Genomic DNA, 12064 nt, shown 5'->3' with positions numbered 1-12064 from the left:
AATCAACAATGAAAGTAAAGTTTCACTATGATGATACAACATTGCATGAGTACGAATGCTCAGATGTTAAAGGTCTGTATGAGGCCATAAAAGAAAGCCGTGTGATTCATTTTAACTTGGATACTTACCAGTACGACAGCTCTGCATTAAACCATTACTCTGATGAGAGTGGCACGATGCAACAAGAGTTAATAGTGTACTTGAAGGTCCCAGTAATACGAAAAGTAAAGGTTGGAAGAAAGTAAATTTAAGCAGTTAAGGGCACCCTAACCGGTGCTTTTCTTTTTGCCGATCTTGCTGCAAATACCTAACATGAGGGAACTAATTTGCTCCCTCATCTTCGCATTCTTGGGGTAGCTAAAACGCTCCCTCAAAAATTTCTTGGGGGAACTAATTCACTCCCTCGCGAGGTAGCTAATTCACCCCCTAACAAAGAAAGAAAGAAATAAACATATAAAAGATATAAATACTCTTATGTCGACAATGCTCCTCAATCAAATCTGATTGGGGAGTTTTTCATATACAAAAAAAATAGCAAGAGGTGAATGTCGTGTATGGTGCTATGGCTCAATACAAGCTGACGCCGGAAGAGATCGAGCTCGCAAAGAACGGGCAACTGGATAAGATTCGGACCGCCGATCAGCGCGGGATCAAATTCGAATACGTCAGACTGAATTCGGAGGAAGAACCGGTTATCGCCGAACCCATACTCGAGCTCGAGCCTGTACCTGAAGTAAAGAAGCATGGCCGAGATCCGTACCGATACGGTCACATCACCAAGGAGTTGCTGCAGCAAGAACTCGAATCGGGGAAGACGCTCGTTCAGATTTCGGAAGCACTTGGCATCACCTTCGGCTCGATGTCCTGGTTGCTGAAAAAATATGAGCTGAGCGGCAATAAGCGAGGGCCAAAGTCGAAGAAATAGAGAATGCCTCTGTGACGCTCTGAATTGGCGTATAAGCGTTTCGGCATGTAAATACACTACCCCACCCGGTTACGTGGCAAATACGGGGTGTTTTGTGCGTCTCAGAGGGCGATAAAGGGAACTGGTGTTCCTGAAATTGGAGTTGGCGATGATTTGAGTGGGATAAAAGGCGAAAAAGACAGGCAGGTGGTGAATGTGGTTGAGTAAAGCGAAACTACCCCATGAACGTGAATGCGGTGCAAAAACTCGAAACGGGACCCCATGTAAGAGAGCAGCAATGCCGAACGGGCGCTGTAATCTTCACGGTGGAAAATCGACCGGTCCGCCAAAAGGAAATAAAAACGCGGTAACGACCGGCGAGCATGAGACCATCTGGATGGACACACTGGATGTGGACGAGCGCGTCCTCTTCGAGTCCATCCGCACCGATCCTCTTGAACAGATCAATCACGACATCAAGATTTGCGAGATACGCATTCGCCGTATGCTGATGCTGATTCAGGACATTAAGGCGGGGAAAGAGTCCAATAGCACCGATCGGAAGTTCCAACGGATCGAGGATAAAAAGGGCCGCAAGCGGATGATCGAGGTCGAGCAGACTGTCCGGGAGCAATCGAAGATGGAACGCATCCTGAAAATCGAGGACGCACTCACCCGGGTGCAGGACAAGAAAACGAAGCTGCTCGAGTTGAAGCATAAGTTCCTTGTTGACGAGGTGCCGGACGAGGAAGAAGAGGACGACGGCTTCATGGATGCTTTGGCCGGCAAGGTAAGCGAGGTGTGGGGCGATGGCAGCGACAGCAGCGAAACGTAAGCCGGCCCCGTTCAGGTGGAAGCCCTTCTCTCCCAAGCAGCTCAAGGTTCTTACTTGGTGGATGCCGAAGAGTCCATACAAGGACCATCTCGCCATTATTTGCGATGGATCTGTCCGCTCCGGTAAGACGGCGTCGATGTCTTTCAGCTATGTCATGTGGGCGATGGAAACGTTCGAAAACGAGCAGCTGGGCATGTCAGGAAAGACGATCGGCGCGCTTCGCCGTAACGTGATCGTACCGCTCAAGCGTATGCTCAAAAGCCGCGGCTACCACGCTAAGGAGAACCGGTCCGAGAATTTCATGACCGTGTCCAAAGGCGGCAAATCGAACGTTTTTTACTTGTTCGGCGGGAAGGACGAGCGCAGCCAGGATCTGATACAGGGGATCACGCTGGCCGGCATGTTCTTCGACGAGGTGGCGCTGATGCCGAAATCGTTCGTTGACCAGGCTATTGCCCGGTGCTCCGTTACTGGTAAAAAGTATTGGTTCAACTGCAACCCCGGCAGCCCGTTCCACTGGTTCAAAGAGGAGTGGCTGGATCAGCTTAAGGAAAAGCGAGCTCTCCACCTTCACTTTACGATGGACGATAACCTTAGCCTGGACGAGCAGACGAAAGAAGACTACAAGCGGCTATTCACCGGCGTGTTCTTCAAGCGGTATATCCTCGGTTTATGGGTGCTGGCCGAAGGTGTCATTTACGACATGTGGGACGATCAGGAGAATACTTTCGACGATGAAGATTTGGTGCCCGGCTTTAAAAGCCTCGCTCGACGGTACATCGCCGTCGACTATGGAACAAGCAACCCGATGGTGTTCTTGGATATCTGGGACGACGGGGACGTGTGCTGGGTGCTTAATGAGTATTATTACAACGGCAAGGCTAAAGGCGTCCAAAAAGATGATAGCCAGTATGCGGAAGATTTCGAGGTTTTTGTCGGGTCAGAAGACATCCCGGATTATGCAGTACTGGACCCTTCGGCAGCGAGTTTCAAGGCTGCTCTCCGAAATCGTGGCTATCGGGTGAAAGATGCTGACAACGATGTGGAAGACGGCATTCGAATGGTTTCGACCATGATTGCAAAACGAAAAATCCGCGTTCACCGCCGTAACTGCCCGAATTTCCTCAAGGAACGAGCGAGCTACGTTTGGGACGAAAAGGCCGGAGAACGTGGCGTAGAAAAGCCGGTTAAGCAAATGGATCATGCGATGGACGGAGTTAGATATTTCACCAAAACGGTCATCAAACCGCGCCGGTTGTCGGCGTAAGCGAAACGGAGCAATCATGAGAAAATCAAAGATCGTGCACCCGGGGCGAGCAGCCCTTTTTTGCATTGTTCCACGGAAGGGAAATCGCTGATTTTGCCCGAAATCGGCCGAATATCGGGATTCGAATGCCGGACATATTCACAAAATCAAATATTTGGTGCAGATGTCCGAGGGGAGGTGAGGTTTTGAGTAAACGAAAGCAGCGGCACCGTCAGGCTGCAGATGCTGCGAGACGACGCGAGCAGCCGTCGCAAGCTGAACTGGTTCCAAAAGCAAAACAGCAGAAGATGCCCCCGGGGTTCACGGCGGACGCATTTCAAAATGTGCTTGCGCGTCTTGGTGCTGGCACGCCGAACCTGCTTGAAGGCACGAATTATCCGATGACGCGTTTGTCGCAAGATTATCAGCTGATGAACAGCCTATACCGATCGCATTGGATCATACGGCGCGTCATCGATACGATCCCGGAAGACATGACCCGGAACTGGATTACGCTCACATCACAGCTCGACCCGGAGCAATTGCGCAGAGTTAATAAGCTTTGGCGGACGCGCCGGGTTAAGAGCAAGATCCTGCACGGTCTCAAATGGGGCAGGCTGTACGGCGGCGCCGTGGGTTTGATTTTGATCGAAGGACACGAGGACATCCTGCACGAACCGCTCGACTACGATACGATCATGCCGGGATCATTCAAAGGGCTGATGATTCTGGACCGCTGGTCCGGCGTTTCGCCTAATTTGAATCTCGTGAGTAATATCGATGACGTTGAGTTCGGGCTGCCTTCATCGTACCGAATGACGATGGATGACGGGCAAATGATAAACGTCCATCACAGCCGGATCATCCGATTCGCTGGCCGGGAACTGCCGCACTGGGAGCGCATTGCTGAGCAGCATTGGGGCGCATCGGAGGTTGAAGTCGTATTCGACGAGCTGAAAAAACGGGACAACACGAGTTGGAACATTGCGCAGCTGATCTTTTTGGCGAATCTCAGGGTGCTCAAAATGAGCGATATGGGAGAGGTCCTTGCTACGGGAAATGAAAAAGCGCAGTCGGATCTATACAACACCCTGCAAGCTCAAAATTGGCTGATGTCTAATATGGGGATGTATTTGCTCGGCAAAGATGACGATTTTGCAACCCATCAGTACAGTTTTGGCGGCCTAAACGACATCTATGAAAGCTTCATGCTCGACATGGCCGGGGCGAGTCAGATTCCTGTTACAAAGCTGTTCGGCCGCGCTCCAGCCGGAATGAACGCTACGGGCGAGTCCGACATGCAAAACTATTACGAGGTCGTGCAGCAGCAGCAGGAGTCCACGCTCGGACCTGTGTTGGACAAGATACTGCCCGTCATGTTTATGTCTGAGCTTGGCGGTATCCCGGATGATTACGACTATGTATTCGACCCGATCCGGACCCCCGATGACAAGGACGTTGCTGAGCTGGCTGACAAGAAGACAACAAGCATTATCAACGCGTACTCGGCCGGGCTCATCAGCCGGCGCACCGGGGTCAAGGAGCTTAAGCAGCTTGGTGAGTCAACGGGGATGTTTACGAGCATCACCGACGCCGACATCGAGGAGGCTGACGAGGATTTAGACACGGGTGATATCATGCCGGGAGACGAGGAGGTGTCGAGCTATGGCGGATTTATGGGCGCCTCGACGCCGAATCGAGAAGGCGTACCGCAAGGCTATTCTGGCCGTGATGGACCAACTCGAAAAATTGCTGATTGGTTTAGGCGATCCCTTCGAAATCGCAAAGGTGATACGTAACTACACGACTAGCAGGCGCTTTGCTGATTACGCAGAGGCAATAGCTACAAAGATGGTGACGCACCTTTATAGCGATGCTGGGCGCACCTGGCGCCAGGCGGCCCGCAAGAACAGCCGAGGCAGAATGATATACGAAGCCCTTCAAAAGGAGCTGCAGGGGCCGCTTGGAGCTGCTGTGCGGCATCAGATCGAGCGTAATGCGGCGATCATCCGCTCAGTTCCGCTCGATGTATCCAGACAGGTGACGGAGCACGTTGGGCGCGAAGTGCTGAAAGGTACGAGAGCTATTGATATTGCGGAGCAGATCAAAACGTATTTTCCTGACGTGACCAAAGCGAAGGCTGGCCTGATCGCGCGGACGGAAACGAGCAAAACGTCCACCGCGCTGACGCAGGCACGGAGCGAACTTATCGGCGTCGACTGGTACGTTTGGCGCACGTCCGAGGATACCCGCGTGCGATCTTCTCATCGAATCATGGAGGGCGTCCTGATCAGGTGGAGCAACCCACCGAGCCCGGAGCTGCTGGACGGTGAGAGGCGATCCTTCGGGCATTACCATGCCGGCAACATCTTCAACTGCCGCTGTTATCCGGAACCGGTGATCGATCTGGATTTGATCCAGTGGCCGGCAAAGGTATATTACGGCGGAACAGTTCAGCGTATGTCGCGGAAGCAGTTTGAAAAGATTGCGTGAGGTGACAAATGGAATTTCGAGTTACGAAATCAAGTGATTTAAGAAGCCATGTGGACAGAATAACCATTAGTAATTTAGAAGAACTCCTATCCTTCGTCGTTGCTTCAAAAGAAGAAGTAATCATATCGTTCGATGCAGAGGAAAAATGTTGGAATCTTGAGATTTACGACACGCACAGAGAGTGAGGAAGCCCGATTAGCAAGGCTTCTTTTTTATGCCCTGAGAGGAGGTGAAACCAGAATTGAGGGCTTATTATGGATCGAGATTCAGCCCCAACATGACCGCTACGCCGGAAGGATTCCTGATTGCCCACAACGTTCCTATCGCTCGCACCGGGTGGTATGAGTATCTTGGCGAGGAAATCGGCGCTGCTGACCGCGCTGGAGAGGTCGTTAGGGTCTATCGGAGCCCGGAGATAGTGTTCAGTCCGGCGGCCGTAGCGTCGTTCGAGGGGAAGGTCGTTACTGACGAGCATCCCGCGGAAGTCGTAACATCGTCGAATGCGACTGTCTACACGAAAGGGACCGTGCAAAACGTCCGGCCCGGCAGCGGGGACAGTAGCGACTTGTTAATTGCCGACCTAGTCTTATACGATCAGCGGCTCATTGAAGAGGTCCAAGCAGGCAAACGGGAAGTATCCTGCGGCTACGACTGCGTATACGAGGACATGGGCGACGGGACCTATCAGCAGAAGCAAATATGCGGGAATCATGTCGCAGTCGTTAAGAGCGGCCGCGCCGGCGACCGCGTTGCAATTAAAGATCACGAATCGAAGGGAGCAAGAAAGATGCCTACTAAAATCAATTTGCCCAAAAAGAAAATGGGCCGAGTAACTGATTTTCTGGCAGCTGTTGGCCTTAAGCACTTCGCGACAGATGCCGATCCGGAGGAGATTGTCGACGCCGTCGACTCACTTGCGGAAGAGCGCAAAGCGGACGATGCGGAGGTCGTGCAGGCTGCCGCGAAGGACGTCGATCCTGCGGTTGCGGCATTGGGTGAAAAGCTGGATCAGTTGGCGGCCGTGGTCGCGCAGCTGGCTGCACAGAAACAGGAAGTAAAACCAGAGGATGCTATTGACAATCTGATCGCGGAGCTGGAAGGCGGCCCGAAGCCGGCTGATGATGATGAGGAAGAGAGCCATACCATTCCCGTAGAACAGATGGATGAGGAAGGGCCTGTCTCCGATCCTGCGGACCGCCCAAAGAGCGCTTTGACCGGTGACAATGCTTACAAGTTAGCGGCGCTTAAAGCGATCAAACCGGTGATTGCGGCTATCAGCGACCCTGCCGAGCGCAAGCGTGCAGCGGATGCGGCAATTGCTGCTGTCAAAAAGACAGCGCCGAGTAAAAAGCCGTCCACATATGCAGCTATCGACAATGGCCGGCAGAAGCCGAAGCCTGCAAACGATTCGGCGGCCGAAAAGAAAGATCCGTCGCTGCTCGGCAAAGAGATCGCTGCGAAATACAACCCGCACTACAAAAACCGCGCCTAATGCGCCGAAAGGACTGATCATACATGCCAGGATCTGTAATCGGAAAGGTGCTTAATCTTGGGTATGCCGGCAACGTCGCTCGAAGCGCCGACGCTATTATTACAAATCGGATTGTCAAAACATCCGATTCCGCAAATGTGGAGTTTGGTGACCCGGTTCTGCTCAACGGAGACAACACGTACTCCAAGTTCGGATCGACCGGTACCGCAACTAACTTTGCAGGCATCGCCGTCCGCGAGGTCAAGCAGACCTCTGACTACTACAACGCGCAGAGCTTCTACCGTCCGGGTGAACCCTGTGACGTCGCAAGCCGCGGTACGATTACCGTTATCTGTCGCGTTGGAACTCCGCAAGCCGGCGGCGCTGTCTATGTACGGATCGCTGCAAATGCATCCATCCCCGGCGGTGTGGTAGGCGGTTTTGAAACGGCGGCTGACGGCAGCAATACCGTACTGATCCCGGGCGCCAAATGGACAACCGGCAGGATCGATGCAAACCGCGTCGCAGAAGTCACACTCATTGAGCGGAATAATCCGTAAGGAGGCATGAAACGATGAATCTTGCAAACAACAGCCAAGGACAACGCATCTTTACGGTACAAGGTCTGGGCGGAGGCGTCATGACCAATGACGCTGCAATCGGCTCCGGGATGGCCTTTTTGACAGGGGAACTCGAAAAACGCGACGCTAAGCTGCACGAACCCCTCTCTTCCGTCACATGGATGCGCGACATCGTATCCAAGACCGGCGGCGGATGGGTGGAGTTTACGTCCAATCAGTTTGTCGATTACGCGACGAGCGGGGGCAACGAGTCCGGCATCATCGGCGGCGAAACGAACAACATCCCGATCATGCAGGCTAACCTCAGCAAAGACCTGTTCAAGGTGTTCACCTTCGCGAATATCCTTAAGGTCCCGTTCGTTGACCAACAAAAAATGCAGCACATCGGCCGGTCGCTTGACGACATCCTGGATAAAGGCATCCGGCTGAATTACAACAAATCGATCGACAATCTCGTATATGTTGGCCTGCCGACCCTGCAAATTTACGGTCTGGTAAACAACCCTGCGCTCATTGCAGCCTCCGCACCTAATGGCTTGGGTGGAACGTCGCAATGGTTCAACAAAAACCCTGACGAGATCCTGCATGACGTCAATACAATTATCACCGCAACATGGGCTGCCAGCGAATACGATCTGACGGGTATGGCAAACCACATCTTGATTCCACCAGTCCAGTACACGGACTTGGTAGGGAGGAAGGTCAGCGAAGCGGGCAATACGTCGATCTTGCAATTCTTGCTCGACAATAACATTGGCAAGAACCAAGGTGTTGACCTCACGATTGCTCCTTCGCGTTGGTGTGTCGGCGCGGGCGTGGGCGGAACAGACCGGATGGTTGCATACGTCAACGACGAGGATCGAGTCAATTTCGACCTTCCTGTAACGCTCAGCCGGGTAATGACCCAGCCGCAGGTGACGGAAATGGCCTACCTGACCGCCTATGCTGCTCAACTTGGCCAAGTCAAGTTCTTGTACACCCAATGCGCCCGTTACATGGACGGAATCTAAGGAGGACACGCCACTATGCGTATTTTTACGAGAAAATCGTTGCAGTTTGACCATCCGGCAGGCCAAGAGCCTGCCGTTGTCGTATCCGCTGGACAGTTTGCTGTTGTGCCTGCCTGGGTTGAGAAATCTCGGATGTACCAGCTTGCGTCCAGGGACGGGTCGGTCGAATTAATCGAGAGCAGAAGAGACGAGATTGAAGCAGAAGAAGGTGCAGACGGTAAGAGCGATAAAGCCGACAAGGCTGCGGCTGCTAAAGCAAAAAAGGAAGCAGAAGCGAAAGCCAAAGCTGAGGCGGCGGAAGAAGCTGCAAGATTGAAAGCTGAGGAAGAAGCCCGGAAGATGGCTGCCGATCCCGAGTAAGAAGGGCAGATGATATGTCATGCATTCGAATTTTTATGGCCTTGTCGGGGCTGCATCCAACATCAAACGGGGGCCTAATCCCCCGTTTGCGTTGACTGACTTGTACGACGTTTACCCGCAATTTGGTCCGGATGGGAACGGCAACTATGTGGTGCCGGTGATCGTGATGCAGATGTACCTCGATCTCGCCAATGTCAGCATTCTGGTATCCCGATGGCATTCCTACTGGCGCGCCGCGATGTGCTGGTTTATCGCGCATTTTTGTACGCTTTACCTTCAATCTGTCGCCGACCCGAACGGGGGAGCTGCTGGAGCAATCGCCGCCGGGCAGGCAAAGGGGCTCAATACATCTGAGTCCGTCGGTGACGTATCGGTCAGTATGGACTACAACACGATCGCGCAGGACCTGGACGGTTGGGCCGCGTGGAAACTCACGATCTACGGACAGCAGCTCGCTACGATCGGCAAGCTAGTCGGCAAAGGCGGCATGTATGTGTACTGAGGATGTGAGCGCGAATGTTTAAAGCATTTGCCAAGGTAACAACTGGCGTTGATAAAACCGCGAGCGTGAAGAAGTTGCTTAACGAGCTTTCGAAGAAGCAAGTTTACGTGGGCATTCCGGAGGGCGGCGACAGCGTCCGAGAGGGCGCCGACAATTCGGAGAGCACAGGCGGTATTACAAATGCCGAGCTATTATACGTCCACACGCACGGTGTCCGCCAAAAGGAAATGCGGGATGAGATGAATCCAAAGGTCGAGAGCGGCGAGATGACTTACAGCAAGGCCTACAAGCTGTGGCTGCATACGCACGGCTCTCCGCTTTGGAAGTCTCCACCCCGACCGGTGATCGAGCCGGCCATTGAGCATAGCAAGGACGTGATCGCCAAGCAGCTCAGGATGGCTGCTCAGGTCGCCTTGGACGGGCAGGACCCGGCGCCGGAGCTCCAGAAGGCGGGCATGCTCGGGCAGAACGTTGTACGGGCGTGGTTTACCAACCCCGCGAACCGATGGCCACCGAACTCCCCGATCACTGCTAAGCGAAAAGGTAGCGATCGCCCGTTGATCGATAGCGGGGAGCTGCGGAAAAGCATCACATACGTAGTCAGAGGGTGATCACATGATTAACGTTGGCCGCGTCGTCAATAGCCGCAACTTCGCTCAACCCGGAGGATTTACAGTTTTCCGGCAGACCGGAGCCTGGTCAGGCGGCCGCTGGGTTTCCCAACCGGAAGTGGCGATCATCATGCAGGGCACGGTTACGGTTGCGACCCAGGAGGATCTGGAACAAGTGCCGGAAGGAGACCGGGTAACGGGGATGATGAGTTTTTATTCCCAGCAGATGATCTACCGGACACGTTCCGAGGATGACCAGGACCCCGGCGGCACGTCTGATGAGATATTTTGGCGGGGCGAACGCTACCGCGTCGCGGCCGTTTTGCCATGGCTAGACTTTGGCTATTGCAAGGCGATCGGCGCGAGAATGGGGGGCGACTGATGGCGGACGTAGTGCTCACGCTTCAGGAAGCCGAGGATTTATTTTGGTCGCTCACGCTGCAGACTCTTGGACTTAATCCGGCAGCTCCTGCCAGCCAGAAAAGAGTGCGCATCGGTTGGTTGACCAAGGGCGCGCCGGCTTGGAAAATCGATGAGGATGTAGCATTCCTGCTCCTCAACTACAACAACGACCCGATTAACCGACAGGTGGACGTTGCTTATCTGAATCAAGGGACGAACTATGCGAAACGAGTCCAGAGCTATACGCGGGTGCTCACGGTTACTTGGGTGTGTTACGGACCGAGCAGTTTTGATGATGCGGACAAGATCCGGAGCGAACTCTTCCACCCACGGACCAAGGAGACGCTCCTTAGGAGTAATCTGGCAATGATTTTGGATGTCGAAGCTCCTATTCGAACGCCAGAGCTCTTTGGCGGACAATGGTGGGAACGAACAACGTTTTCTGCCCGGTTTAATGAGCTGGTTACGCGCAGCTCGGACGTCGCTTACATCGAAAGCGCCAATGTTCAAATTGTAAAGGAGTAGGTGACCAGTGACACTATCGTTGAACGATATTGTAAATGTTACGGTCCAGGTATCGCCGCTGTCCGCGGTTAACAGTGGCTTTAACCTTGGTCTTATCGTTGGGAAGTCCACGATCATTTCGGCTGCCACACGGGTGAAACTGTACAGCGGCACGGATGATATGACTTCCGACGGCTGGGTCGGGACAGAGCCGGAATACTTGGCTGCTCAGGTTTATTTCAGCCAGTCGCCGCGGTCGAATAAGGTTCTGATTGGTCGATGGGATGCGACAGGCTCAGAGACGGCGGTGCAGGCCGTGACGGCTTGCCGTGCTGCGAACAATGATTGGTATGCCGTTTACATCTGTGGGGCTGTGAAGGCTGATGTGCTCGCTGTCGCCGGGTACATTGAAACGGCCGTTCCGCTGTCCGTTTTTTTCTACGATACAAAGGATTCGGACGTACCCGCTGGGACCGCAGGAAACGTTATGGCGACGCTGCAAGCAAGTAAACGACGCCATACATTCGGACAATACAGCTCTTCGAATTATGCTGCAGCGGCTGCTATGGGTTATGCGATGGGAGCCAACACGGGGCTAGCGAACTCCGCATATACGCTTGCATACAAGGCGGAAGTGGGAATTCTCCCGGAATCGCTAACTCTCGCTCAAGCAACTACGATTCTCGGGTACAACGGCAACATCTACACCAACTACGGGGCGACGTACAACCTGCTCGTTAAAGGTACGATGGCGAATGGGGTGCCGTTTGATGAAGTTTTGAATCTGGACCAGTTGACCAATGCGATCCAGATATCGGTCATGAATGCGCTGATCTCCGGTCCTAAAATTCCGCAGACTGACGAAGGCGTCAGCCTGTTGGTCACAGCCATTACGGAGCCCTGCGCAGCTGCACGCACGCGCGGAGTTATCGCCCCGGGTATTTGGAAGGGTGCTCCCGTGCTGGGGCTCCAAACGGGCGATACGTTGTCCACAGGCTACATGATTTTGGCTGACTCGCTGGCGAATCAATCGCAAGCAGATCGTGATGCGCGGAAGTCGCCTCCGATTTATGTTGCGGTTAAGCTTGCCGGAGCGATCGAGCACGTTGTGATCGGTGTTGTCGTAAACCGATAAGGAGGGGTGA

The 12064-nt window shown here is 53.4% G+C and carries 14 protein-coding genes; all 14 read left to right on the top strand.

The window, feature by feature from the left end; genetic code table 11:
- Positions 1–550 precede the first annotated feature (550 nt).
- The 14 genes from AC3Y2E_RS06770 (at position 551) to AC3Y2E_RS06705 (ending at position 12054) form a co-directional block, all read left to right on the top strand.
- On the top strand, positions 551–925 hold the full coding sequence (locus AC3Y2E_RS06770; protein ID WP_379208478.1) for a hypothetical protein: 375 nt from the start codon (positions 551–553) through the stop codon (positions 923–925).
- A gap of 193 nt (positions 926–1118) precedes the next feature.
- Positions 1119–1739 carry an HGGxSTG domain-containing protein gene (locus AC3Y2E_RS06765; RefSeq protein ID WP_379208476.1) on the top strand — a complete coding sequence of 207 codons (621 nt, stop codon included), beginning with the start codon at positions 1119–1121 and terminating at the stop codon, positions 1737–1739.
- Positions 1714–3006, top strand: coding sequence for a PBSX family phage terminase large subunit (locus tag AC3Y2E_RS06760; protein ID WP_379208474.1), 1293 nt, complete (start codon positions 1714–1716; stop codon positions 3004–3006). The genes AC3Y2E_RS06765 and AC3Y2E_RS06760 overlap by 26 nt, the downstream gene beginning before the upstream one ends.
- 185 nt (positions 3007–3191) lie before the next feature.
- Positions 3192–4784, top strand: a complete 1593-nt coding sequence (locus AC3Y2E_RS06755; protein ID WP_379208472.1) for a phage portal protein — start codon at positions 3192–3194, stop codon at positions 4782–4784.
- Entirely contained in the window at positions 4717–5478 is a 762-nt protein-coding gene (locus AC3Y2E_RS06750) for a phage head morphogenesis protein (RefSeq protein ID WP_379208917.1), read from the top strand. Before AC3Y2E_RS06755 ends, AC3Y2E_RS06750 begins: the two co-directional genes overlap by 68 nt.
- Positions 5479–5707: 229 nt before the next feature.
- Entirely contained in the window at positions 5708–6970 is a 1263-nt protein-coding gene (locus AC3Y2E_RS06745) for a DUF2213 domain-containing protein (RefSeq protein WP_379208470.1), read from the top strand.
- 23 nt (positions 6971–6993) lie between these two features.
- Positions 6994–7509: a structural cement protein Gp24 gene (locus AC3Y2E_RS06740; RefSeq protein WP_379208468.1), complete on the top strand. Its 516-nt coding sequence runs from the start codon at positions 6994–6996 to the stop codon at positions 7507–7509.
- Positions 7510–7523: 14 nt separating this feature from the next.
- Positions 7524–8540, top strand: coding sequence for a DUF2184 domain-containing protein (locus AC3Y2E_RS06735; protein ID WP_379208466.1), 1017 nt, complete (start codon positions 7524–7526; stop codon positions 8538–8540).
- Positions 8541–8555: 15 nt separating this feature from the next.
- Positions 8556–8900, top strand: a complete 345-nt coding sequence (locus AC3Y2E_RS06730) for a hypothetical protein (RefSeq protein ID WP_379208464.1) — start codon at positions 8556–8558, stop codon at positions 8898–8900.
- Positions 8901–8919: 19 nt separating this feature from the next.
- Entirely contained in the window at positions 8920–9402 is a 483-nt protein-coding gene (locus AC3Y2E_RS06725) for a DUF4054 domain-containing protein (protein WP_379208462.1), read from the top strand.
- Between the two features lie 14 nt (positions 9403–9416).
- Positions 9417–10013 carry a phage virion morphogenesis protein gene (locus AC3Y2E_RS06720; protein ID WP_379208460.1) on the top strand — a complete coding sequence of 199 codons (597 nt, stop codon included), beginning with the start codon at positions 9417–9419 and terminating at the stop codon, positions 10011–10013.
- 4 nt (positions 10014–10017) lie between these two features.
- The gene (locus AC3Y2E_RS06715) at positions 10018–10395 is read left to right on the top strand and encodes a hypothetical protein (protein ID WP_379208458.1); all 378 of its coding nucleotides are present in this window, start codon (positions 10018–10020) and stop codon (positions 10393–10395) included.
- The gene (locus AC3Y2E_RS06710; protein ID WP_379208456.1) at positions 10395–10940 is read left to right on the top strand and encodes a phage neck terminator protein; all 546 of its coding nucleotides are present in this window, start codon (positions 10395–10397) and stop codon (positions 10938–10940) included. Before AC3Y2E_RS06715 ends, AC3Y2E_RS06710 begins: the two co-directional genes overlap by 1 nt.
- Before the next feature lie 7 nt (positions 10941–10947).
- Positions 10948–12054 carry a DUF3383 family protein gene (locus AC3Y2E_RS06705; RefSeq protein ID WP_379208453.1) on the top strand — a complete coding sequence of 369 codons (1107 nt, stop codon included), beginning with the start codon at positions 10948–10950 and terminating at the stop codon, positions 12052–12054.
- Positions 12055–12064 lie beyond the last annotated feature (10 nt).

This window comes from Paenibacillus sp. MAH-35 (genome assembly GCF_058135425.1).
This window is presented reverse-complemented; position numbering and strand designations above follow the sequence as displayed.

Bases quoted from the DNA above. Each gene is read 5' to 3' on its own strand.
- AC3Y2E_RS06765 (WP_379208476.1), top strand. From the start codon at position 1,119: ATGTGGTTGAGTAAAGCGAAACTACCCCATGAACGTGAATGCGGTGCA.
- AC3Y2E_RS06760 (WP_379208474.1), top strand. From the start codon at position 1,714: ATGGCAGCGACAGCAGCGAAACGTAAGCCGGCCCCGTTCAGGTGGAAG.
- AC3Y2E_RS06750 (WP_379208917.1), top strand. From the start codon at position 4,717: ATGGACCAACTCGAAAAATTGCTGATTGGTTTAGGCGATCCCTTCGAA.
- AC3Y2E_RS06740 (WP_379208468.1), top strand. From the start codon at position 6,994: ATGCCAGGATCTGTAATCGGAAAGGTGCTTAATCTTGGGTATGCCGGC.
- AC3Y2E_RS06735 (WP_379208466.1), top strand. From the start codon at position 7,524: ATGAATCTTGCAAACAACAGCCAAGGACAACGCATCTTTACGGTACAA.
- AC3Y2E_RS06730 (WP_379208464.1), top strand. From the start codon at position 8,556: ATGCGTATTTTTACGAGAAAATCGTTGCAGTTTGACCATCCGGCAGGC.
- AC3Y2E_RS06725 (WP_379208462.1), top strand. From the start codon at position 8,920: ATGCATTCGAATTTTTATGGCCTTGTCGGGGCTGCATCCAACATCAAA.
- AC3Y2E_RS06720 (WP_379208460.1), top strand. From the start codon at position 9,417: ATGTTTAAAGCATTTGCCAAGGTAACAACTGGCGTTGATAAAACCGCG.
- AC3Y2E_RS06715 (WP_379208458.1), top strand. From the start codon at position 10,018: ATGATTAACGTTGGCCGCGTCGTCAATAGCCGCAACTTCGCTCAACCC.
- AC3Y2E_RS06710 (WP_379208456.1), top strand. From the start codon at position 10,395: ATGGCGGACGTAGTGCTCACGCTTCAGGAAGCCGAGGATTTATTTTGG.